This is a genomic window from Sphingomonas sp. LR59, assembly GCF_036855945.1.
GTDB lineage: Bacteria > Pseudomonadota > Alphaproteobacteria > Sphingomonadales > Sphingomonadaceae > Sphingomonas.
On record NZ_JASPFL010000001.1, the window covers coordinates 3,706,965 to 3,730,465 of the forward strand.

At 66.7% G+C, this 23,501-nt stretch carries 20 protein-coding genes and 1 pseudogene; 9 read left to right on the forward strand and 12 right to left on the reverse strand.

The window, feature by feature from the left end:
* Nucleotides 1–129: 129 nt before the first annotated feature.
* Nucleotides 130–417: a chorismate mutase gene (locus QP164_RS17395; RefSeq protein ID WP_132737208.1), complete on the reverse strand. Its 288-nt coding sequence runs from the start codon at nt 415–417 to the stop codon at nt 130–132.
* Nucleotides 418–527: 110 nt separating this feature from the next.
* On the opposite strand from QP164_RS17395, the gene QP164_RS17400 reads away from it, so the two are divergent.
* Nucleotides 528–1,556 (forward strand): polyprenyl synthetase family protein, encoded by a 1,029-nt coding sequence (locus QP164_RS17400; RefSeq protein WP_333923938.1) that lies wholly within the window; start codon nt 528–530, stop codon nt 1,554–1,556.
* Between the two features lie 91 nt (nt 1,557–1,647).
* On the opposite strand, the gene QP164_RS17405 is transcribed toward QP164_RS17400, so the two are convergent.
* From QP164_RS17405 to mutS, 3 genes are all read right to left on the reverse strand, one after another.
* Complete coding sequence (locus tag QP164_RS17405; protein WP_333923939.1) at nt 1,648–2,076, reverse strand: glycine zipper 2TM domain-containing protein; 429 nt, start codon at nt 2,074–2,076, stop codon at nt 1,648–1,650.
* A gap of 65 nt (nt 2,077–2,141) precedes the next feature.
* Nucleotides 2,142–3,104, reverse strand: a complete 963-nt coding sequence (locus QP164_RS17410) for a cation diffusion facilitator family transporter (protein WP_333923940.1) — start codon at nt 3,102–3,104, stop codon at nt 2,142–2,144.
* A 226-nt stretch (nt 3,105–3,330) separates the two neighbouring features.
* Nucleotides 3,331–5,910, reverse strand: a complete 2,580-nt coding sequence (gene mutS, locus QP164_RS17415; RefSeq protein WP_333923941.1) for a DNA mismatch repair protein MutS — start codon at nt 5,908–5,910, stop codon at nt 3,331–3,333.
* A 298-nt stretch (nt 5,911–6,208) separates the two neighbouring features.
* Between mutS and QP164_RS17420 the strand changes: the two genes are divergently transcribed.
* On the forward strand, nt 6,209–8,464 hold the full coding sequence (locus tag QP164_RS17420) for an NADP-dependent malic enzyme (RefSeq protein ID WP_333923942.1): 2,256 nt from the start codon (nt 6,209–6,211) through the stop codon (nt 8,462–8,464).
* Nucleotides 8,465–8,625: 161 nt separating this feature from the next.
* Here QP164_RS17420 and QP164_RS17425 read toward each other — a convergent pair whose 3' ends face one another.
* A complete protein-coding gene (locus tag QP164_RS17425) occupies nt 8,626–9,414 on the reverse strand; it encodes an SDR family NAD(P)-dependent oxidoreductase (RefSeq protein ID WP_333923943.1) in 789 nt (262 codons plus the stop codon).
* A 130-nt stretch (nt 9,415–9,544) separates the two neighbouring features.
* On the opposite strand from QP164_RS17425, the gene QP164_RS17430 reads away from it, so the two are divergent.
* From QP164_RS17430 to QP164_RS17450, 5 genes are all read left to right on the forward strand, one after another.
* A complete protein-coding gene (locus QP164_RS17430; protein WP_333923944.1) occupies nt 9,545–10,372 on the forward strand; it encodes an SDR family NAD(P)-dependent oxidoreductase in 828 nt (275 codons plus the stop codon).
* Nucleotides 10,369–11,811 carry an MFS transporter gene (locus QP164_RS17435; protein WP_333923945.1) on the forward strand — a complete coding sequence of 481 codons (1,443 nt, stop codon included), beginning with the start codon at nt 10,369–10,371 and terminating at the stop codon, nt 11,809–11,811. The genes QP164_RS17430 and QP164_RS17435 overlap by 4 nt, the downstream gene beginning before the upstream one ends.
* A gap of 180 nt (nt 11,812–11,991) precedes the next feature.
* Nucleotides 11,992–12,564: a hypothetical protein gene (locus QP164_RS17440; protein WP_333923946.1), complete on the forward strand. Its 573-nt coding sequence runs from the start codon at nt 11,992–11,994 to the stop codon at nt 12,562–12,564.
* Nucleotides 12,564–13,871, forward strand: a complete 1,308-nt coding sequence (locus QP164_RS17445) for a leukotriene A4 hydrolase C-terminal domain-containing protein (protein ID WP_333923947.1) — start codon at nt 12,564–12,566, stop codon at nt 13,869–13,871. Before QP164_RS17440 ends, QP164_RS17445 begins: the two co-directional genes overlap by 1 nt.
* Nucleotides 13,872–14,007: 136 nt before the next feature.
* On the forward strand, nt 14,008–14,625 hold the full coding sequence (locus QP164_RS17450; protein ID WP_333923948.1) for a CHAP domain-containing protein: 618 nt from the start codon (nt 14,008–14,010) through the stop codon (nt 14,623–14,625).
* A 409-nt stretch (nt 14,626–15,034) separates the two neighbouring features.
* Here QP164_RS17450 and msrB read toward each other — a convergent pair whose 3' ends face one another.
* From msrB to QP164_RS17470, 4 genes and pseudogenes are all read right to left on the reverse strand, one after another.
* The gene (msrB, locus tag QP164_RS17455; protein ID WP_333923949.1) at nt 15,035–15,523 is read right to left on the reverse strand and encodes a peptide-methionine (R)-S-oxide reductase MsrB; all 489 of its coding nucleotides are present in this window, start codon (nt 15,521–15,523) and stop codon (nt 15,035–15,037) included.
* A 60-nt stretch (nt 15,524–15,583) separates the two neighbouring features.
* Nucleotides 15,584–16,823, reverse strand: a pseudogene (locus tag QP164_RS17460) (cytochrome P450).
* Nucleotides 16,824–16,964: 141 nt separating this feature from the next.
* The gene (locus QP164_RS17465) at nt 16,965–18,200 is read right to left on the reverse strand and encodes an ABC transporter permease (RefSeq protein WP_333923950.1); all 1,236 of its coding nucleotides are present in this window, start codon (nt 18,198–18,200) and stop codon (nt 16,965–16,967) included.
* Nucleotides 18,197–19,123, reverse strand: a complete 927-nt coding sequence (locus QP164_RS17470) for an ABC transporter ATP-binding protein (protein ID WP_333923951.1) — start codon at nt 19,121–19,123, stop codon at nt 18,197–18,199. The genes QP164_RS17465 and QP164_RS17470 overlap by 4 nt, the downstream gene beginning before the upstream one ends.
* 44 nt (nt 19,124–19,167) lie before the next feature.
* Here QP164_RS17470 and queG point away from each other — a divergent pair, with 44 nt between their 5' ends.
* Nucleotides 19,168–20,322 (forward strand): tRNA epoxyqueuosine(34) reductase QueG, encoded by a 1,155-nt coding sequence (queG, locus tag QP164_RS17475; RefSeq protein WP_333923952.1) that lies wholly within the window; start codon nt 19,168–19,170, stop codon nt 20,320–20,322.
* A gap of 78 nt (nt 20,323–20,400) precedes the next feature.
* Here queG and QP164_RS17480 read toward each other — a convergent pair whose 3' ends face one another.
* The 3 genes from QP164_RS17480 to QP164_RS17490 all read right to left on the reverse strand — a co-directional run bounded on the left by QP164_RS17480 (nt 20,401) and on the right by QP164_RS17490 (nt 21,973).
* Nucleotides 20,401–20,850 (reverse strand): hypothetical protein, encoded by a 450-nt coding sequence (locus QP164_RS17480; protein ID WP_333923953.1) that lies wholly within the window; start codon nt 20,848–20,850, stop codon nt 20,401–20,403.
* A gap of 65 nt (nt 20,851–20,915) precedes the next feature.
* Nucleotides 20,916–21,287, reverse strand: a complete 372-nt coding sequence (locus QP164_RS17485) for a hypothetical protein (RefSeq protein ID WP_333923954.1) — start codon at nt 21,285–21,287, stop codon at nt 20,916–20,918.
* A complete protein-coding gene (locus QP164_RS17490) occupies nt 21,284–21,973 on the reverse strand; it encodes an EI24 domain-containing protein (protein ID WP_333923955.1) in 690 nt (229 codons plus the stop codon). The genes QP164_RS17485 and QP164_RS17490 overlap by 4 nt, the downstream gene beginning before the upstream one ends.
* A 486-nt stretch (nt 21,974–22,459) precedes the next feature.
* Here QP164_RS17490 and QP164_RS17495 point away from each other — a divergent pair, with 486 nt between their 5' ends.
* Nucleotides 22,460–23,458, forward strand: a complete 999-nt coding sequence (locus tag QP164_RS17495) for an adenosine kinase (RefSeq protein ID WP_333923956.1) — start codon at nt 22,460–22,462, stop codon at nt 23,456–23,458.
* The last annotated feature ends 43 nt before the right edge of the window (nt 23,459–23,501 follow it).

The window sequence follows — 23,501 nt, forward strand, 5'->3', positions numbered from 1 at the left end:
CGTTATTGCCGTTCCCCAATTGGGCCCCGGCCTTCGCCGGGGTGGTAGGTTTCGGTGGAGCGTGAATTTCGCCGACGCGGTAGTTTGAAGGCGAGGCATTTCGACACGTTTTGGTCGTTGCCTCCCGCCTCACCCCGGATCGTGCGCGAGGCGCTCGTGATGGCGGATCACCTCGTCGATGATGAAGCGCAGGAATTTTTCCGAGAATTCGGGATCGAGTTGCGCGTCGGTCGCCAACTGTCGCAGCCGGGCGATCTGGCGTTCCTCGCGACCCGGATCGGCGGGCGGCAGGCCGTGCGTCGCCTTGTGGCGGCCGACCGCCTGCGTCACCTTGAAGCGCTCGGCGAGCATGTGGATCAGCGCCGCGTCGATATTGTCGATGCTCTGGCGGTATCCGTTCAGCAGTTCGTCAGCCACGCGAAGCACCCTTTCATTGGTTCGCCGCGCCTTTTGCGGGCGCGGACGATGAACGGCAAGGGGCACCAAGGGTTGCTTTGCCGGGGCATAGGCGGCAGAGGCTCGGAAAGATGAGCGCCACCGTCCACCGCCTCGAAACCGTACGTCCCAATCCCGAGTCCCAGCCGTCGCTGGACCCGATGGTCAAGCTCGTCTCGGGCGATATGGACCAGGTCAACGCGGTGATCCGCGGCCGGATGGAGTCCGAGATTCCGCTGATCCCCGAACTCGCCGGTCACCTGATCGCGGGCGGCGGCAAGCGGATGCGGCCGATGCTGACGCTCGCGAGTGCGCAGCTGATCGGCTATTCGGGGACGCAGCATCACCTGCTCGCCGCCGCGGTCGAGTTCATCCACACCGCGACCTTGCTCCACGACGATGTCGTCGACGGCTCGGACCTGCGTCGTGGCAAGCGCACCGCCAACATCATCTGGGGCAACCCCGCCAGCGTGCTGGTCGGCGATTTCCTGTTCAGCCGCAGTTTCGAACTGATGGTAGAGGCGGGCAGCCTCAAGGCGTTGAAGATTCTGTCCTCGACCAGCGCGGTGATCGCCGAGGGCGAGGTCAACCAGCTGACCGCCGCCCGCCGCGTCGAACTCGGCGAAGAGCGGTATCTCGACATCATCGGCGCGAAGACCGCCGCGCTGTTTGCCGCCGCCTGCCGGATTTCCGCGGTCGTCGCGGAACGCCCCGAGGCCGAGGAGGCCGCGCTCGACGCGTACGGCCGCAACCTCGGCATTGCCTTCCAGCTGGTTGACGACGCGATCGATTACGTCTCGGATGCGGACACGATGGGCAAGGACGCGGGCGACGATTTCCGCGAGGGGAAGATGACGCTGCCGGTGATCCTGGCCTATGCGCGCGGCTCGGCCGAGGATCGCGCGTTCTGGAAGGACGCGGTCGAGGGTCGCCGCGACAGTGACGCCGACCTCCAGCACGCAATCCGCCTGATCCGCTCGACCCGCGCGGTCGACGATACTTTTGCGAGAGCCCGGCATTACGGCCAGCGCGCGATCGACTCGATCGCCGGTTTTGCGAACGGCGACGCCAAGGATGCGATGATCGAAGCCGTCGAGTTCGCGGTCGCCCGCGCCTACTAGACCCTTTCGCTCAGCACGAACGGCATATTTCGTAGATACAAAAACGGCGGCCGATCGCTCGGCCGCCGTTGTTTCTAGAACCGGTTAGGGCTCAGCGGCACTTCACGTTGCCGCGGTCGACCGAGCGGCCTAGCAGTGCGCCGCCACCGGCACCTGCCAGCGTGCCGAGCGTGCCGCCACCGATCAGGTTCGCCAGCGCGCCGCCGCCGAGTGCACCAATCACCAGACCGGTCGTGCCGTCGTTGCGCTTGCAATAGGCGCGGCCATCGCGACCACGATAGATCCGGTCGTTACGGCCGAGGCGGCGCTCGCGGTACTTGCCGTCGCGGTAGCTGTTCGACGGATCCCAGTTGCGGTCGTCGCCACGCCAGTTGCGATCGCCACCGCGACGGTCGTCACGGTCGCGACGGTCGTTGTTGTCGCGGCGGTCATCGTACCGCTGGGCGGTCGCGGCGGTCGGCAGCATCGCCGGCGCTGCGACGGCGACCGACATCAACGCTGCTATAAGATGCTTTTTCATGAACTTTGCTCCTGATGCGTGACAGGGTAACCCGTGCCGCACCGGAAAAGTTCAAACCGCCAGACTCAGACGGTCGCCGCGTTCGCCATCGAGCAATCATGGCCGCTGCCCGTCTCGACCTGCAACGTCGCATGGCCGATCCCGAATGTGTCGTGGAGCATCGTCCGCGCATCGCTGAGGAACTGATCGCCTGGATGCCCGCCCGGCATGACCAGATGCGCGGTGAGGACGGGCTCGGTGGTGCTCATCGGCCAGATATGGAGATCGTGGATCTCGGTGACGCCGGGCAGGCCGCACAATGCCTCGTCGACATGATCGAACTCGATTCCCCGGGGGACGGCAGACAGCGACATCTCGACGGTCTCGCGGAGCAGGCCCCAGGTCTGCCAGAAAATGAGAATGGCGATGACGATGCTGACCGCCGGATCGATCCAGGTGAAGCCGGTACGCCAGATCACGATACCCGCGATCACCACGCCCGCCGAGACCAGCGCGTCGGCGGCCATGTGGAGATACGCGCCGCGGATGTTGACGTCGCCCTTGCGCCCGCGCGCGAACATCCAGGCGGTGATCGCGTTGACCGCGATGCCGACGCCCGCGACCATCGATACGGTGAGGCCGGCGGTCGGGGCGGGGTCCGAGAAGCGTTGCGACGCCTCCAGCACGATCGCGCCGAGTGCTACCAGCAACAGCAGCGCGTTGGTCAGCGCGGCGAGGATCGTCGAGCCCTTCAGCCCGTAGGTGAAGCGCTTGGTCGGTGCCGTGCGCGCGAGCATCGTCCCGCCCCAGGCGACGACGAGGCCGAGCACGTCGGATAGATTGTGCCCGGCGTCGGCGAGCAGCGCGACCGAGTCGATCCGCAGGCCGACGATGGCCTCGACCGCGACGAACACGATGTTGAGCCCGATCCCGATCGCGAACGCGCGGTCGAACGAGGCGGGGGCGTGGCTGTGGCCGCCGTGGGAGTGGCCTCCGGCGTGGCCCGCGTGCGCGTGGCCATGTGAATGCCCGTGATGATGTCCGCCCAAGGCCCGCGCTCCGCTAAATCCGGCCGCCGCCTAGCATCGACGTATCATGAGATACTAGGACGCGCGCATTCTTAGTCGGTTGCGCCCTGTCCCCTCCCACTCCGTCACCCCGGCGGAGGCCGGGGCCCACCGTACCGCATACTCACCTGTTTCGGATGTGCGGAACAGTGGATGCCGGAACGAGGCTCCCGTGAGCGAAGCCGAAGGGCCCGGCACGGGGAAAGGATCACCCCTCGTTCGCGAGGGCCTTCAACCGATACAGCGCGTCCAGCGCATCGCGCGGACTCATCGCGTCGATATCGAGCTTGGCCAGATCCTCGCGCAACACGTCGCACGCCACCTCCTCGACCTGCGCCGCGGCTGCGAACAGCGGCAGGTCGTCGAGCCCGGCGGCCAGCCCGCCAGTCTTGGCCCGCCCGGCCTCAAGTTTCGCCAGCACCGCTTTCGCGCGCGCAACCGTCACCGGCGACATCCCCGCCAGCCGCGCGACTGCCAGCCCGTAGCTCCGATCCGCCGGCCCGTCGGCGAGTTCGTGGAGCAGCACCAGCTCGCCCTTCCACTCGCGCGCGCGGACGTGATGTAGCGACAGCGCCTCGCAGCGCTCCGCCAGCCGAGTCAGCTCGTGATAATGCGTCGCGAACAGGCAGCGGCAGCGATTGTCTTCATGGATCGCCTCGACCACCGCCCACGCGATCGCGAGGCCGTCATAGGTCGAGGTACCGCGCCCGACCTCGTCGAGGATCACGAACGAGCGCGGCGTCGCCTGCGCAAGGATCGCCGCGGTCTCGACCATCTCGACCATGAAGGTGGAGCGGCCACGCGCGAGATTGTCCGACGCACCGACGCGGCTGAACAGGCGATCGACCAGACCCAGGGTGGCCTTGGTCGCGGGCACGTACGACCCGGCCTGCGCGAGGACCGCGATCAGCGCGTTCTGGCGGAGGAAGGTCGATTTACCGCCCATGTTCGGGCCGGTGACGAGCCACAGTCGCGAGGCCTCCGACAGGTTACAGTCGTTGGCGACGAACCGGTCGCCCGACTTCGCGACAGCCGCCTCGACCACCGGATGCCGTCCGCCCTCGATCTCGAAGCACGCGTGATCGACCAGCGAAGGCCGCGCCCAGGCGCCTTCCGCCGCACGCTCCGCCAGCCCGGCGGCCACGTCCAACCGCGCGAGCGCATCCGCCGTCGCGGCGATGGCATCGCGCCCGGAGAGGGCCTGCGTGGTCAATTCCTCGAGATGCGCCGCTTCCGCCGCGAGTGCGTGTGCGCCGGACTGCGACACCTTCGCCGCGACCTCGTGCAGCGCAGGCGTATTGAACCGCACCACGCCCGCCAGCGTCTGCCGATGCGTGAACCCGCTCTCGGGCTTCATCAACGGATCCGCCGCCCGCGCCGGCACTTCGACATGATAGCCGAGCACGCCGTTATGCCGAATCTTCAGCGCGGTGACGCCGGTGGCCGTGCGGAACTCCGCCTCCAGCGCGGCAATCGCCCGCCGCCCACCAGCGCCGGCATCGCGTAGGTCGTCGAGCGCCGCGTCATAGCCCGCCGCGATATAGCCGCCGTCCGACGCCTCGATCGGCGGCGACGGCACCAGTGCGCGCTTGAGCAGATCGATCAGCGCGCCGTGTCCGCGTAATCTGGGCGCGATGTCCCGGAGCAGCACCGGCGGATCGACGATCGCGTCCATCCGCTCGCCAAGGCTCCACGCGCCATCGAGTCCGTCGCGCAACTGCCCGAGGTCGCGCGGACCACCACGTCCTGCCGCCAGCCTCCCGAGCGCCCGCCCGATGTCCGGCAAAGCCCGCAACGTCGACCGCAACCGCTCGCGCGCCGCCTGGTCGTCGTGGAACAGCCGCACCAAGTCGAGCCGCGCGTCGATCGCCGCCTTGTCCATCAATGGCGCACCGAGGTCCGCGCCGAGCAACCGCGCGCCGGCGCCCGTGACGGTCCGGTCGACCGCGTCGAGCAGGCTGCCTTTGCGCACGCCGCCGGTGGTGCAGGTCAGCTCCAAGCTCTCGCGAGTGGCGGCGTCGATCGCCATCGTCTCCGCCGCGCGGCCGATCCGCGGGGGGCGGAGGAAGGGCATCGTGCCCTTCGCATTATGCTCCAGATACGCGACCAGTCCGCCCGCCGCGGCCAGTCCCGCGCGGCCGAACTGCCCGAACCCGTCGAGTGTCGCTACACCATATACCCGCTTCAGCCGGGCCTCGCCTGCGCCGCTGTCGAAGTCGATCTTCGGCCGCAGCGTGGTAGCGGACTCCTCGAAAGCGCTCGCCTCGGACGCCACCACTTCCGCCGCGCCGAGCCGCGCGAGTTCCGCCTCGACCGCGTCGCCCGCAACCTCGACGATCTCGAACCGCCCGGTCGACACGTCCGCCGCGGCAATGGCGACAGACCCCCCAGCCTCGCCGATCGCCACGCACCAATTGTCCGACCGCGCGTCGAGCAACGCTTCCTCGGTCAGCGTCCCCGCCGTCACCACCCGCACGATCGCGCGCGCCACCAGCGCCTTAGAGCCACCGCGCGCCTTCGCCTCCGCCGGGCTTTCCACCTGCTCGGCGATCGCGACGCGGTGCCCGGCCTTGATCAGCCGTTGCAGGTACACCGTCGCCGCGTGGACGGGCACGCCGCACATCGGGATCGGCTTGCCCTCATGCTCGCCGCGCGCGGTCAGCGCGATGTCGAGCACGCTCGCCGCGATCCGCGCATCGTCCATGAACAGTTCGAAGAAATCGCCCATCCGGTAGAACAGCAAGCAATCCTGCGCCTCCGCCTTCAGGCCGAGATACTGCGTCATCATGGGGGTAGGGGCGGGTGTGGAAGAGGGGTGGACATCGGCGTCGATCTAACGGGAGTTTGCGGGTTCGTCATCCGATTGGACGGGTTCCCGCTTCCTGGCACCACCCCGGCGAAGGCCGGGGCCCAATTGGGGGACGGCAATAACGAAGGGCGACCCGTCGTCACTTCGGCCTTTCCACTTGGGCCCCGGCCTTCGCCGGGGTGGTGGCTACGCTATAGGGCGAAGTGTCCAGGGTGACGAACGCGGACCACCTGCCTAGAAGGTCCTCCAAACCTAACGACCGCGCGAGGCCCCGCCCATGTCCGACGAAACGCTGCAATTCTCCGAACGCGAAGCCTTGCTCTTCCATTCGGAAGGCCGTCCGGGGAAGATCGAGATCATCGCGTCGAAGCCGATGGCGACGCAGCGCGATCTCGCGCTCGCCTATTCGCCCGGCGTCGCGGTGCCGGTGCAGGCGATCTACGACGATCCCGCCACCGTCTACGACTATACCGCGAAGGGGAACCTCGTCGCGGTCATCTCGAACGGCACCGCGATCCTCGGCATGGGCAATCTCGGGCCGCTCGCCAGCAAGCCGGTGATGGAAGGCAAGGCGGTGCTGTTCAAGCGCTTCGCCGACGTCGACGCGATCGACATCGAGCTGAAGACCGAGGACGTGAACCGCTTCATCGACGCGGTCGAGCTGATGGAGCCCACCTTCGGCGGGATCAACCTCGAGGACATCAAGGCGCCCGAATGCTTCATCATCGAGCAGGCCCTGCGCGAGCGGATGAACATCCCGGTCTTCCATGACGACCAGCACGGCACCGCAATCATCACCGCGGCCGGCCTGATCAACGCGTGCCTGCTGACCGGGCGGAAACTGTCCGAGGTCAAGATCGTCGTCAATGGCGCCGGCGCCGCGGCGATCGCCTGCACCGAACTCGTCAAGGCGATGGGCGTGCGCGGCGACAATGTCATCCTGTGCGATCGCAAGGGCGTGATCTACCAGGGCCGCGAGGGCGTCGATCAGTGGAAGTCGGCGCACGCGGCGGTGACAGAAACGCGCACGCTGACCGAGGCGCTGGTCGGGGCCGACGTGTTCCTGGGGCTCTCCGCGGCGGGCTCGCTGACGCCCGAGATGGTCAAGGACATGGCGCCCGCGCCGATCATCTTCGCGATGGCCAATCCTGAGCCCGAAATCCGCCCCGAACTGGCGATGGCCGCGCGCCCCGACGCGATCGTCGCGACCGGCCGCTCGGATTATCCGAATCAGGTCAACAACGTGCTCGGCTTCCCGTTCATCTTCCGCGGTGCGCTCGACGTCCGCGCGACCGGTATCAACGACGCGATGAAGATCGCCGCTGCCAACGCCATCGCGGAGTTGGCGCGCGAACGCGTGCCGGAGGAAGTCGCGGCCGCATACGGCGTCAGCCACAGCTTCGGCCCGACCTACATCATCCCCGCGCCGTTCGACCCGCGGCTGATGGAAGTCGTTCCGGTCGCGGTCGCCAAGGCGGCGATGGCCTCGGGCGTCGCGACCAAGCCGATCCTCGACATCGAAGCGTATCGACACTCCTTGAGAGCCCGCCTCAACCCGACCACCTCGGTGCTGTCGATGGCGTATGAAGGCGCCCGCGCGCATCCCAAGCGCGTGATCTTCGCGGAAGGCGAGGAAGAAGTCGTCCTGCGCGCCGCCATCGCGTTCAAGGAGGGCGGTTACGGCACGCCGGTGCTCGTCGGCCGCGACGACGTGCCCGACCGGTTGCGCGCGCTCGGCGTCACCGATCCCGAGAGCTTCGAACTCCACAACAGCCGCGTCTCGCCGCTCGTGCCGCGGATGGTCGACTTCCTGTATTCGCGGCTCCAGCGTCGCGGCTACCTGCGCCGCGATTGCGAGCGGATGGTCAACCAGGACCGCAACATCTTCGGCGCGCTGCTGCTCCAGCTCGGCGAGGGCGACGCGATGATCACCGGCATCACGCGTACCTATGGCGAAACGATGCGCCAGATCTACCGCGTGATCGATCCGGCCGCGGGGAAGACGCCATTCGGTATCCACCTGCTGGTCGGGCAGAGCCATACGGTGTTCATTGCCGACACGACGGTCAACGAGCGTCCGACCGCCGAGCAGCTGGCGGATTTCGCGGAGCAGACTGCGGCGGTCGCGCGGCGGATGGGGCATGAGCCTCGCGTGGCGTTCCTGAGCTATTCGAACTTCGGCAATCCGAAGGGGGAATGGCTCGACAACATCCGCGATGCGGTGACGGTGCTGGATGGCCGGAAGGTCGGGTTCGAGTATGAAGGCGAGATGGCGCCGGATGTTGCGCTCAACCCGAAGCAGTTGGCGAACTATCCGTTTGCGCGGCTGTCGGGGCCGGCGAACGTGCTAATCATGCCGGGGCTCCAGTCGGCGCATATCTCGGCGAAGTTGCTGCGCGAACTGGGCGGGGACTCGGTCATCGGGCCGATGCTGATCGGCATGGAAAAGCCGGTCCAGGTCGCGCCGATGACGTCTACCGCGAGCGAACTGGTGACCTTGGCTGTTCTCGCGGCTGGCGGCATAGCGCGCTAACTAGAAGTCCCTCGCCCCTCCGGGGAGAGGGAAGGGGCCCGCGGCACTTGCCGTGGGAAGGGAGAGGGGAGTGAGGCTCGGGACGGTTCGTCCCAAAGCCCCTCTCCCTTCCGTCGCAAGCGCTCCTCCCTCCCTCTCCCCGGAGGGGCGAGGGAATTAGCTCAGGCGTCGATGCTCGTCCCCAACGACGCGTGCACCAGCCCCCCATCCACCGTGATCGTCTCTCCGATCACATAATCCCCCGCACGGCTCGCAAGATAGATCGCCGCCCCAGCCATATCCTCGTCCACCCCGACGCGCTTCGCCGGAATCCCCTGCGCCACCGCATCGCCGTGATCCCGCGCCGCCTTGTTCATGTCGCTCGCAAACGCGCCCGGCGCGATCGACGTCACGTTGATCGAGTCCGTCACAAGCCGTGCCGCCATCCGCTTCGTCAGGTAGATCAGCGCCGACTTCGACGCGTGATAGCTGTACGTCTCCCACGGGTTCAGCCGCTGGCCGTCGATCGACGTGATGTTGATCACCTTCGCCGGCTTCTCGCGCGACCCAGAAGCCTTCAACGCCGCGTGCAGCGCCTGCGTCAGGAAGAACGGCGACTTCACGTTCAGGTCCATGACCTTGTCCCAGCCGACCTCCGAAAATTCCTCGAACGGCACGCCCCACGCCGCGCCCGCGTTGTTCACGAGGATATCGAGCTTCGACTCATGCTCGGCGAACTGCGCGGCCAGCGCCTTGCACCCTGCCACCGTCGAGACGTCCTGCGGCAACGCGATGCAGTTGGACCCGAGTTCCGCGGCCGCCGCCTCGCAGACATCGGCCTTGCGCGACGAGATATACACCTTGGCCCCCTGCGCGATGAAGCCGGCGGCGATCATCTTGCCGATCCCGCGGCTGCCGCCGGTGATCAGCGCGACGCGGCCGTCGAGCCGGAACAGGTTGGTCGTATCCATCACGCATCCTCCGAATGTTTGCCCGCTTGGTATCGTCGAGTGCCGTCCGCCGCAAACCCGTTTTTCGAACCAGCCGTCATTGACGAGTGCAAAGCCCGTACTATGCTCGCCAAAAACTAGGAGAGAGCGTGTGAGGTTTTCAGGCAAGCGTGCCGTCGTGACCGGCGGCGCGTCCGGCATCGGCCGAGCGACTGCACTCCGACTCGCCGACGAAGGCGCCACCGTCCTGATCGGCGACATCGACGAGGCCGGCGGCCACGCGCTAGCCGACGAATCCGGCGGCCGCATCCTCTTCCAGCGTACCGACGTGCTCCAAGCCGGCGATATCGAGGCGCTGATGCAGACCGCCGACGATGCGGGCGGGCTCGACATCCTGTTCAACAACGCCGGCGCGGGCGGCTCGCGCGACCCGATCGGCGAGATCTCCCCGGAGGATTGGGATCGTACCCAAGCGCTTCTCCTTCGCTCGGTGGCGCTCGGCATCCGCTACGCCGCGCCCTTGATGGCGAAACGCGGCGGCGGCGCCATCGTCAATACCTCGTCGGTATCCGCGCTCGGCACCGGCTACGCGCCGACCGCCTATTCCACCGCCAAGGCCGGCGTCCTCCACCTCACGAAGCAGGCCGCCGCCGATCTCGCGCAGCACGAGATCCGCGTGAACGCGGTCGTGCCCGGCTTCATCGTCACCAACATCTTCACGCGCACGCTCGAACTCGACGCTGCCAAGACGTCGCACGCGGACGCGATGATCGCGCACATCGCCGCCGACGCACAGCCGATCCGCCGGCCCGGTACCGGCGATGATATCGCCGCCGCGGTCGCGTTCCTCGTCAGCGACGATGCGAGCTTCATCACGGGCACGCATATCCTCGTCGATGGCGGCATGACGATCGGCACGCGGCCGAGCTGGGATCCCGCGCAACCCTCGCTGTTCGCGCTGCTCGACAAACTGAAATGACCGCACCCGCCCGCCGCCTCTCGACCGGCACGATGGCGAGCTACGGCTTCGGCGCCGTCGCCTACGGGGTGAAGGACGCCGGGTTCGGCACGTTCCTGCTGCTGTTCTACAACCAGGTCGTCGGCTTGCCATCCGCCACCGTCGGCCTCGTCATCATGATGGCGCTGCTGATCGATGCGTTCGTCGATCCCGCGGTGGGCTTCTTCTCCGATCGCACGCGGACGAAATGGGGCAGGCGACATCCGTGGATGTACGCCTCCGCGCTGCCGATCATGGTGGGGTGGCTGCTGCTGTGGAACCCGCCCCCGATCATGTCGGAGCCGCAGACGCTCGTCTGGCTGTTCGTCATGGCGGTGATCGTGCGCAGCGCGGTGAGTTGCTACGAGGTGCCGTCGGTCGCGCTGACGCCCGAGCTCACCTCGGGGTATGACGAACGGACGCGGATCATGGCATATCGTTACCTGTTCGGCTGGGTCGGCGGGCTGCTGATGCTGTTGTCGGCGTACCAGTATTTCCTCGCACCGACGGCCGCGTTCCCGAACGGCCTGCTCAACCGCGCCGGTTACAGTGGTTTCGCGCTGGCGGGGGCGGTGTTCATCGGCGTCGCGATCCTCGTGTCGGCGCTCGGCACGCACCACGAGATCAGGCATCTGCCGAACCCGCCGATCGCCAAGCAGACCTTGCGCGAATCCTTCGCCGAACTGCGCCAGACCGTGAAGAACCGCGCGTTCGCGATCCTGATGGCGGCGGGCGTCTGCGCGTACACGATCCAAGGCATCAGCTATGCGATGTCGAACTACCTCTACACGTATGTGTGGGGCTTCAAGGGGCCGGTGTTCGTCTATCTGACGATCGCGCTGTTCTCGGGCGTGTTCCTCGCATTCCTCGCCGCGCCCCGGCTCGGCAGGACGGGGAGCAAGCCCAAGGCGGCGATGGGCGCGGTGCTGCTCGGCGCGGCGCTCAACACGTCGCCCTATTGGCTGCGGATGCTCGGCGTGTTTCCGGAGGTTGGCGAGTCCTCGCTGCTGCCGATGCTGTTCGGTTTCTTCATCCTTGGCACCGCATCGAACGTCACCGGGTTCATCCTCGGCGCGTCGATGATGGCCGACGTGGTCGAGGATTCGGAGGCGAAGACGGGGCGGCGGTCGGAAGGCGTGTTCTTCGCCGGCTCGTTCTTCGTCCAGAAGTGCACCAGCGGGATCGGAATATTCTTCGCGGGGATGATCCTCGCGGTGGCGGGGTTCCCGGCCAAGGCTATGCCGGGGACGGTGCCCGTGGCGACGATCGACCGGCTGACGTTGATCTATGCCGGCCTCTACATCGTGCTGGCGTGCGTCTCGGCGTTCTTCTTCTCGCGGTTTCCGTTCGGGCGGGTCGAGCATGAGGCGCGGTTGGCGAGACTGGCAACGACACCGGCGCAATTTCCTCCGTCATCCTGACGAAAGTCAGGATCCAGAGCCGCGAAGGGCAGCCATCCGTTACTCTGGATCCTGACTTTCGTCAGGATGACGAGGATGATGGAAGGCATTGCGCGGCCCGCCCTTCCAGTGCCAGGGACACCAAGGTAGGACCGGCGCTTAGCCGTCCCGATATCGAGGAACGGCGACATCGGAGTTCCCATGCGCATCCCCGCTTTAGCCACCGCCCTCGGTCTCGTCCTCGCATCCCCCGCCGTCGCGCAGACGGTCGCGCCGGTCCTCACCACCCCCGACGCGCACGACCCGCACAGCTATGCCCGCCCCGCCGAGGCGCGCGTCACGCACGTTGCGCTAGATCTAGCCGCCGACTTCGACACGCACGTCATCCGCGGCATCGCCACTCTCGACATCCTCGCAGCTCCCGGCGCGAAGCAGGTCGTGCTCGACGACAACGGCCTGAAGATCGTCAACATCACTGACATGGCCGGCAAGCCGCTCCCCTACTCGGTCGGCGCGGTCGACAAGATCCATGGCGCGCCACTGACCGTCACGCTCAACGGCGCCAGGAAAATTCGCATCGCCTACGCCTCGTCCCCCGATGCGAAGGCGCTGCAATGGCTCACCCCCGCGCAAACCGCCGGCAAGAAACAGCCCTTCCTGTTCAGCCAGGGCGAGGCGATCCTCAACCGCAGCTGGATTCCGACGCAAGACTCCCCGGCATCCGGCAGACCTGGGAAGCGAAGATCGCCGTTCCCAAGCAACTCACCGCGGTGATGAGCGGGCTCGCGACCGGCAAGCCCGCCTGCGTCGCAGATCGCTGCACGTTCCAGTACAAGATGGACAAGCCCGTCGCGCCATACCTGATCGCGCTCGCGGTCGGCGACATCGCGTTCAAGTCGACCGGCCCGCGCACCGGCATCTGGGCCGAACCCGCCACCCTACCCAAGGCCGCGTACGAATTCGGGGAGCTCGAGAAATTCGTCGCCGCAGCGGAGGGGCTGTACGGCCCGTATCGCTGGGGCCGGTACGACGTGCTGGTCCTGCCGCCCTCGTTCCCGTTCGGCGGCATGGAGAACCCGACGCTCACCTTCGCCACGCCGACCGCGATCGCCGGCGACCGCAGCCTCGTCTCGCTGATTGCGCACGAGCTTGCGCACAGCTGGTCGGGCAATCTCGTGACGAACGCGACGTGGGACGATTTCTGGCTCAACGAAGGCTTCACCAGCTATTTCGAGAACCGGATCATGGAGGCGCTCTACGGCAAGCGCCGCGCCGACATGGAGGCCGACCTCGCCTGGACCGACATGCTCGCCGCGGTGAAGGACGCCGGTGGCCCGGCCGCGAAGGACACGCAGCTCCACCTCGATCTCGACGCCGCGCGCGATCCCGACGACGGCATGACGCAGATCGCCTATGACAAGGGCGCCGCGTTCCTGCGCACGATCGAAAAGCAGGTCGGTCGTGCCCGGTGGGATGCCTATCTCCGCAGCTATTTCGACCGCCACGCCTTCCAGCCGCAGACCAGCGCCGGCTTCCTCGCCGACCTAAAGTCGAAGCTGTTGACCCCCGCCGAAGCCAAGACGATCGGTGTCGACACCTGGGTCTACAGCCCTGGCATTCCGGCGAACGCGGTCCATGTGACGTCCGCCGCGTTCCCCGCAGTCGATGCGGCGGCGAAGGCATATGCGGCCGGCGGGCCGGTCTCGGGCGTGCCGGGCAAGGCGACCACGCAGGAGATCACGCGCTTCATCACGCAGCTCCCGCGTAAATTGCCGGCTGAGCGGTTGAAGACTCTCGACACCGCGTTCGGCTGGAATACCACCGGCAATTCGGAAATCCGCTTCGCCTGGCTGCAACTCGCGCTCGCCAATCACTATGCGCCTGCCGACGCGTCGGCCGAGCAGTTCCTGACCTCGCAGGGGCGCCGGAAATTCGTCGCGCCGCTTTTCCAGCAGATGATGGACTCGGGCGACTGGGGGCACAAGCTCGCGATGCAGATCTACGGCAAGGCGCGGCCGGGCTATCATGCGGTCACGCAGGTCACCGTGGACCGCATAACCGGCTGGAAACTCATGAACTGAGCCAGCCTGGCTGGCCCTTTCGGGCGTTGGTCGGCGCGGTAACACGCTTCGTCGGATATGGTTCCCAGCCGGGTTTCAATTAAATCGAACCTCCCGTAGCCAGACTGTGACAAACGGGTTTTGGCCGGGGGTCTCGATGAATTTCAAGGCGTTAGCAGCGCGTTTTGCGCTGTTGGTATCGTGCGGCCTGATGACGGCCACCCCTGCTGCGGCCCAGTTCTGGCAGTGCGTGACGTTCGCTCGCTCGGTTTCGGGGATCGAAATCCGCGGCAACGCCAACACCTGGTGGGGCCAGGCCGAGGGTCGCTACGAGCGTGGCCACACCCCGAAGGCCGGTTCGGTCCTCGCCTTCTCGCCCACTTCCCGCATGCGCGTTGGCCATGTCGCGATGGTCTCGAAGGTCGTCAGCGACCGCGAAGTCCTCCTTACGCACGCCAACTGGTCGCGCCCCGGCGCAATCGAGACCAACGTTCGCGCGGTCGACGTTTCGGCTGCCGGCGACTGGAGCATGGTGAAGGTGTGGTATGGCCCGCAGGGTGACCTCGGGACCTCGGCCTATCCGACCAAGGGTTTCATCTACTCGGGCCATGCGCCTGCTGGCGACACGCTCGACGCACAGCCCTCGTACCAGCTGGCCAGTGCCGCCCACACCATCACCGCAACGCAGCGCGCCAACGCCGCGCAGCTCGCGACGACCCAGCACGGCCCGACCGATCCGCGCGGGATCTTCACGCTGGTGAACGAGGCGAACTGAGGTTCGTCTTTGCGGGGTGGGGCTGGGCTCGTTCCGGCATCACCGCACGCTGCTCAGGTCAGCAGTCTAAAGTTTCGCTACTGATCGTCCCCCCGGCAGGTCAGCGTCTCTACTTCCCCACAATGCACCTCCCCGGCGAAGGCCGGGGCCCAATTTGAAAGGTCGCCGTAACGGCGCGCGACCCTCGTTAGCGACGTCCCCCAACTGGACCCCGGCCTTCGCCGGGGAGGTGTTGAGGGAAGGGTCTGAGAGAGAACTATAGGAGCGAGCCAAGCGCACCATAGCCGCCCCGTCCGCCACCTTGTTCTCCCGCGAAGGCGGGAGCCCAGTCTGGATCCCCGCCTTCGCGGGGAAACAAGCTTTCCGCGCTCCACGCGATACGTGGCAGCCGCCTGACGGGAGAACGGCTTCAGGCAGCCTTAAACGTCAGCGCGTCGCCATTCATGCAATAGCGCTTCCCCGTCGGCTTGGGCCCATCGTCGAATACATGCCCGAGATGCCCCCCACAGCGCCGGCAATGGACTTCGGTCCGCGCCATTCCCATCGTCGAATCCACCCGCGTCCGCACCGCGTTCGGCAAGGGCTGCCAGAAGCTCGGCCAGCCCGTCCCGCTCTCGAACTTGGTCTTCGACGAAAAGTTCGGCAACGCACACCCGCCGCACGAGAAGATCCCCGCGCGATGCTCGCCGTTGAGCGGGCTCGAATAGGGTCGCTCGGTGCCCTCCTTGCGCAACGTATCATACGCATCCGGCGACAGCTTCTTGCGCCACTGCGCGGCGGTCAGCGTGACCTCGAACCGCTCGGCCGCCTGCGCGGGCTGCGACGTGCACCCCCACAGCGCGAAGCCGGCCACGCCTGTTCCGGCCAAGGTGAGAAAGGCGCGACGGTCCTGGGTCATATCGGTCTCCATGGTTCGAATATAGGTACGTACGAACGCACGGAAAGGTGACTCAAGACCTCAGTACCGGCTGATCTCGACCGGCAACGTCCGATAGCCGTGCACGAAGCACGCGGCGACGCGCGTCGGTTCGGCGAGCACGTTGATCCGCATGCGGCGGGCGGCCATTTCCTCCAGCAGGATCGCGATCTGCATTTCGGCCAGCCGCGCGCCGACGCAGCGATGGATGCCGTGCCCGAACGCGAGATGGCGCCGCGCGTTCGGCCGATCGACCACGACCGCATCCGCATCATCGCCGAACACGCTCTCGTCGCGGTTTGCCGAGATGTACCAGAGCGCCAGCTTGTCGCCCGCCTTGATCTGCTGCCCCATCAGTTCCGTATCCACGGTCGCGGTTCGCCGCATGTGCGCGAGCGGGGTCTGCCAGCGGAGGATCTCGCTCACCGCATTGGGGATCAGCCCCGGATCCGCCTCCAGCTTCGCGCGCGACTCTGGAAACTTGTCGAGGCCGTAGGCAAGCGCGGACATCGAGATTGCGCGTCGTGTCGTTGCCGCCGACGATCAGCAGGATGAGGTTCCCGATGAACTCGTTGTGATCCATATGGCTCATCGCGTCCGAATGGATCATCATCGAGATCAGGTCGGGCGTCGGATCCTTGTCGATCTTCGCGTCCCACAGGCCTTTGAAATACGACCCACATTCGAACATGTGCATGAGCCGCTGGCCGCGCAGTTCCTCGTTCTTCACGATCTCGATATCGCCCGCCCAGTCCGACCACAACGTCAGTTTCCGCCGGTCCGCCCAGGGGAAGTCGAACAGGATCGCGAGCATCTGCGTGGTCAGTTCGATCGCGACCGTGTCGACCCAGTCGAACGGCGTGTTCCACGGCAGGCTATCGAGCATGTCGGCAGTCCTCCGCCGGATATCGCCCGACATCCGCGTCATTTCGCTCGGCGTGAAGGCCGGCGCGACGGTGCGGCGCTGGCCGGTATGCACGGGGCGGTCGCGCGCGATGAACATCGGCATGCGGACGTCGCGCTCGGCAACGAAATCGGCGATCGTGATCCCGCCCGCCTCGGAGGAATAGAGATCGGGAAGCGACTCAACCTCGACGATGCCCTTGTAGGAGGAGACCGACCAATAGGGGCCGTAGTCGGACTGCTCGACGTAATGGACGGGGGCCTCGGCGCGCAGTTGCGCGAACGGCGCTTGCCAGAGGTCGTCGCGGTAGAGTTCGGCGCGGCTCACGTCGAGCGGATCGACCGTCGGTTGCGCCACGTCTCGTACCAGAGTCGCCATCGTCTCTCTCCCGTGTTTTGCCGCAGGAGAGGCTTTGCTGACACTTATGTCAATAGACGCGGTTCTCCTCCGAACGCAGGAGTCCAGGGTAACAAACGCCATCCCTCGCGGTCCTGGGCTCCTGCGTTCGCAGGAGAACGGTTAAGCGACTGCCTTGGCCTTGCGCAGCCAGAACGGCCGGACACTCCCTGATTGCAGCACCCCGCGGCGGAACAGCCTCGCGCCGACGGTGATGAAGATCGTTACCCACAACGCCTGCCAAGCAAGCGCCGCGACGTGTGGCCACAGCTCAGGCGAATTCGCCGCGCGGCCTGCCATTGCGAATGGCGACGACAGCGGAAACAGTTCCGCGGCGGTCGCGATCCAGCTTCCCGGATGCGAAACCGCCGCCGACGACAGCCCGAACATCGCGACCTGCAGGATCGTGATCGGCAGCGACAGCATCTGGATTTCACGCATCGTCGACGCCTGCGCACCGACGCCGAGGAACACCGAGCCCAGCAGCAGATACGCCATGCTGAAATACGCCGCGAACAGCAGCGCGAACATCGGTGCGCCGACCGCGGGCGTCAGGTCGCCCAGCGCCACCGCCGCGGCGGCCGGCATCAGCGATGTGATCTGCGTGACGACGGTGCCCCAGAACGCGACGAACAGCACCGCGACGCCGAACATGCCGATCAGCTTGCCGAAGAATACCGACTCGAGCGGCACCGCGGCGGCTAGCACCTCGATCACCTTGTTGTTGCGCTCCTCGGCCATCGTCCCGACGACCTGACCCGAGAGGAACAGCGTCAGGAAGAAGATTCCGAACACCGCGAAGAACGCCGACTGGTGCTGCCCGCCGACCGAGGTGGTCGAGCGCGTGACCTGCGTCTTGGTCGCGGCGATCGTGGGCAGCGTGCCACCCAGTTTCTGCGCCGCCAGAGTCGTCTGTGCGAGCATCCCCAGATAGTCCGCCGACCTCGCGCCGCGCGGCCCGTACAGGATCTGCGGCGCGTTGAGCGGGCCGTAGAGAACTGCGGACGCGTCGATATCCTTCGTTTCGAACGCCGCGCGCGCCTGTGCCGCCGGGTCGGCCGAGGGCGCGACGGTGGTCAGCCCTGGGGGCGCCTCGTCGTCGCGGAACATGCCGCGCAGCCGTGTATCGGCCTCCGCGATCGGGCGTGTGACGGTGGCGGGGACGATCGCGATGATCCGCGTCTTGTCCTGCGCGCCGCCGCTGACGCTCGCCGCCCCAAGCCCGCCGATCGCGCCGAACGATCCCATGATCAGCGGCGCGAACAGGAATAGCAGGAAGATCGGCGTGAACACCGTGGCGATGAAGTCGCGCCGCGCGATCGTAAAGGTCTGGCGGAGGGTTCGGCGGAAACGCGTCATGCCGCCTGCTCCTTCGCGACGTCGCCATGCTGGCCGACGATCCGGACGAACGCTTCGTGCAAACCGGGGCGCTCGATCGACAATCCCGAAATCCCGTATCCAGCGTCGATCAGCCTCACCAGCAAGCTTTCGATCCCCTCGTCCGGCAGCTCGAACCGCCAGCTATCCCCGTCCTGCACCGCGTCCATCGGCAGCACGGCGCGGATCGCAGGATCGGGCCGATGCGGCGTGTAGTGGACGCGTTGCGGCAATATACCCCGAGCGTCCGCGACTGTGCCTTCGAACCGGCGTTTGCCGCCGGCGATGATCGCCAGCCGATCGCACAGTCGCTCGGCATGGCTCATGATATGCGTCGAGAACAGGATCGTCGCGCCGCGGTCGCGTTCGGCGAGGATCAGCTTCTCGAGCCGCTCCTGGTTGACCGGATCGAGGCCCGAAAACGGCTCGTCGAGCACGAGCAAGTCGGGCTGGTGGACCACCGAGCCGAGCAACTGCACCAGCTGCGCCATGCCCTTCGACAGCTTCCGGATCTTCTCGTCGACCGCATGGCCAAGGCCGGCGGCTTCCATCAGCACCACCGCACGCTCGCGCCCGGTCTTCCAGTCGAGCCCGCGCAAGGCTCCCAGGAATGCGATCGCCTCGCGCGCCTTCATTGCCGGATACAGTCCGCGCTCCTCGGGCAGATAGCCGACCTGGTCGCTCGCATCGCGCGGATTGTCGTGCCCAAGCAGCGTGCGCGATCCCTCGTCGGGCTCGATGATCCCGAGCAGCATCCGCAGCGTCGTCGTCTTGCCCGCGCCGTTGGGCCCGAGCACGCCGTACACCGCGCCACGTGGCACCATGATGTCCACCCCGTCGACCACGCGCCGGTCGCCGAACCGCTTCACGATCCCGTTCGCGGTGACCGCCCATTCATCGTTCACGCGCAATCTTCCTCCCGAGGGTGGCGTCGTGGTAGCGGGCGGACGTGGCGCAAGACAAGCTGGAACACAGGCTGAAGGCCAAAGCGGCGGAACTGGGCTTCGTCGCGTGCGGGATCGCGCATGCGGGGGCGGCGCCGCGCGCGGGCGAACGGCTGCACCAGTGGCTCGCGGACGGGCGTCACGGCGACATGATCTGGATGGAGGAGCGCAAGCACCACCGCGAGAGCCCCGCCGGCCTCTGGCCCGAAGTGCGCAGCGTCATCGCGCTCGGCATGAGCTATGCGCCGAAGGACGATCCGCTGCGGCTCGCGGACGAGGGCGGGGTAGGGCGCATCTCGGTCTATGCGCAGGGGCCGGACTATCACGACGTCGTGAAGCGGCAGTTGAAGGCGCTCGGCCGGTGGCTTGCGGCGGAAGCGGGGCGCGACCTGCCGCCGTTCGACCTGAAAGTGTTCGTCGACACCGCGCCGGTGATGGAGAAGCCGCTCGCCGAAGCCGCTGGCCTCGGCTGGCAGGGCAAGCACACCAACCTCGTCAGCCGCGAGCATGGCAGCTGGCTGTTCCTCGGCGCGATCTACACGACGCTCGACTTGGCGCCGGACAAGGGCGGCGTCGACTCCTGCGGCAGTTGCGACGCATGCCAGACCGCCTGTCCGACCGACGCCTTCCCGAAGCCGTTCCAGCTCGATGCCCGCCGCTGCATCTCTTATCTCACGATCGAGCATGCCGGCCCGATCCCGCACGAGTTCCGCGCCGCGATCGGCAACCGCATCTATGGCTGCGACGACTGCCTGGCGGTGTGCCCCTGGAACAAATTCGCCGCCTCGGCCAACGCGAACCTCGCGTTTCACCCCCGCGCGGAACTGGTCGCGCCGGAACTGGGGGACATCCTCGCGCTGGACGACGCGAGCTTCCGCCAGGTCTTCGCTGGCTCCCCGATCAAACGCATCGGCCGCGACCGGATGGTCCGCAACGCGCTGATCGCAGCGGGCAATAGCGGTGATCTGGAGCTGGTCGAGCCTGTCGTAAAGCTGCTGGCCGACGAAGCCCCGGTGGTGCGCGGTGCCGCAATCTGGGCACTCCGGCGGCTGGATGCCGTGCGCTGTCACAGCGAACGCAACTGGTTCTCGACCTCGGAGCACGACCCGGGCGTCACCGCGGAATGGGCCGCCAGCGTCGCCGCCGACTATCAAGCCTAGTTTTCGGCACGTCCGGCTTGAGGAGGAGAGCGGACTGGCCGCTTTTGCCAGGGATAAAACGTGGTTGAGCCCAGCCGCCTAACCGACAACAACGGTGTCTTGCTCAATGAAGGCGGCACGCAAGCCGAACATCCATGGGACCCAAAGCGCCGTGTACGCTGGCCATAGATATTCGTACCATGGAAGCGGGTGTACAAGCTGGGCGATCGAACCGAGCATCAGGACGAATCCCGCACCACCAAAAAAGATCGTCGCAAGAGCGCTTCGGAAAGGTCGGTCGCGCCTGTAGGCGGTCAGGCGAACTGGCTGATTGTATCTTCGTAGGCAAAGACCGGCGATGCCAATTACGAACGGTGACGCGATAATCGCGATCAGAACGCTGCCATACATCGGTACGCCAATATTATCGCCGTCCGGCTGCAACCGGCCTGAGCGCAGTAGCTGAGGCCAGTACACAAAATTTAGAATTGGAAATGCAGCAATTAGAACTGCTGTCAAAATCCAGAAGGGGCGAGCAGTTGCGGGCAACGAACGTCTCCTTTTGGAGATGCTACTATGCAGAGTGACTGTCGGAAAGTGGACGATCTCGCCCGTTACTTGCCACCCTCGCGGCGCGTCAGTGCCGCTACGCAGCTGGCGCGGTCGATCGTGCTGCCGTCGGGTTCGCGCGCGTCGAGATAGGTGACACGGGGGGCGTCGGATCCCTTGGGGTAGAGATACGCGTCGAGCACGCAGATGCCGCTCTGGAACTGGAGTTTTCGCGCGCTGCCTTCGCGGACGTCGGCGTCGGGCTGGCCGAACAGCTTGGCCAGGCCGGCGGCATCCTGGCCGAGGACGCGCTCGAGCCCGACGCTCGTGTATGGAATCGCCGGACGCCCGACTGCTGGCTTGGCCACCGGTGCGGCGCAACCCGCGAGCCCGCCGCCGAGCGCCAGCGCGATCCCTATCGTCGTCAATCGCGTCATGATCGGGCCTTACGGTAATATTGGGTGTGGAAGTAATGCGTCGCCATCGCGGCGCCCAGAACCGGCGCAGCGATGTTGACGATCGGAACCACGAACAGCCCGGTGTTCGCAAGCCCCAGTACGAACCGCCCGCTCTTGGTCGTCGCACGCCAGCCCCGCATCGCCGCTGCGTCCATATGTCGCGCTGCCACCATGTCGCCAAGATCACGCCCGAGCAGCCAGCCATTGACGACGAAGAACGCGGCCGCGGTGCCGACACCGGTAACGAGCAGCGCGATATAGACCGGCAGCATCAGCAGGTTGACGAGCACGACGCGGGCGGCGGAGCGGAGGCCCATCGCGAGGCTGCGGGCGAGCGGCACGGGGCGGGCGGTTTTCAGCGCCTCGGGATAATGCCGCGCTTCGACGGCTTCGACCACCTCGTCCGCGAAGATCCCGACGACCGCGATCGCGACGGCGCGGAACAGGAGCCACAACGCGAGGATCGTGACGAACAGCGCGAACGCCGCGGCGAGTCCGTCGGCATGCCAGCCGAGCCACGCGGCGAGCGCGGCCTGCGTGCCCCACCACGTCCCGACGCCGAGCAGCGCGAAGACGAGCAGCGTGACGAGCATCGACTTCACGAACACGCGGAGGACCGGCGGATCGGTGAGTTGGCCGAGTGAGAGGAGGAGGGCGCGGAACATCGGTTCGGGATGACGCGCGGTGGTGGCGAGGTCAACGAAGCTTTGGCGCCGATGGTGGCTACGACGTTCCCCCTGAGCGTTACGTTCCCCCTCCGACGCGGCCACGCATACCGCCCGAGACTCTGGACCCCCGCGTCCGCGAGGGAACAGGAAAGGCGGTGTGTCTGTGCTGTAGATATCTATTACGCGAGAACCGCTGCAACTGTTCGAACCGCCGTAACCGTTGCAGCAGCCCGAACCATGATCTCCACCCCGGCGGAGGCCGGGGCCCAGTTGGGAGACAGCGGTAATGACGGGCCGCGTTTCATTACGACCACCTTTCCAACTGGGCCCGGCCTCCGCCGGGGTGGTACCTATCCCCAGACGACATACTGTTCCGGCGGCCCCGCAGACCCCGCCTCCGCAGGCAGCGGCACCCCCACACCAGTTGCACCAATCCCGCCCGGCATTTACGGCAAGCGTTTTCCCGCACCCCGGAGTCTCGCCTTGCCCAACCCAACCTACGACGTCGTCGCGATCGGCAATGCCATCGTCGACATCCTCGCCACCGCAGACGACGCGTTCATCGCCGAGATCGGCGTCGCCAAGGGCTCGATGCAGCTCATGTTCTCGTCGGAAGAAGCCGACGCGCTCTACGCCAAGATGGGCCCGGGCATGGAAGTCTCGGGCGGGTCGGCCGCCAATACGGTCGCCGGCATCGCCGCACTCGGCGGTAAATGCGGGTTCATCGGTCAGGTCGCCGACGACCAGCTCGGCCAGGTCTTCGCGCATGACGTCCGCAGCATCGGCATCGAGTTCGCCACCCCCGTCCGCGCCGGCGACCCGACCACCGGCCGCTGCCTGATCTTCGTGACGCCGGACGGCCAGCGCACGATGAACACCTTCCTCGGCGCGGGCCAGTTCCTGCCCGCCGCCGCGATCGACACCGCGATGATCGCCGACAGCGCGATCCTGTATCTCGAAGGCTATCTCTGGGACCCCGAGGAGCCGCGCGCGGCGATGCGCGCCGCGATCGATTGCGCACGCGGGGCAGGGCGGAAGGTCGCGTTCACGCTTAGCGACGTGTTCTGCATCTCGCGCCACGGCGGCGATTTCCGCCAGCTGCTCAGCGACGGCCTGATCGACATCCTGTTCGCCAACGAGAGCGAACTCGCCGCGCTCGCCGAGACCGAAGACTTCGACGCAGCAGTCGCCAAGATCTCTGCACAGGTCCCGACTTTGGTCGTTACCCGCGGCGAGCACGGCGCCTGCGCGCTCCAGAACGGCACGCGCGCCGAGGTCAAGGCCGAGCCGATCGCCAAGGTCGTCGACACCACCGGCGCCGGCGACCTGTTCGCGGCCGGCTTCCTCCACGGCCAGGCACAGGGCTACGACCTGCACGCGTCGCTGAAGCTCGGCGCGGTCTGCGCGGCCGAGATCATCAGCCATGTCGGCGCCCGCCCGATGGTCGACATGCAGGCGCTCGCCGCCAAACATATCGGCTGAACGTGGCCCGCCGCACCGTCATTCCCGCCTCCGCGGGGATGAC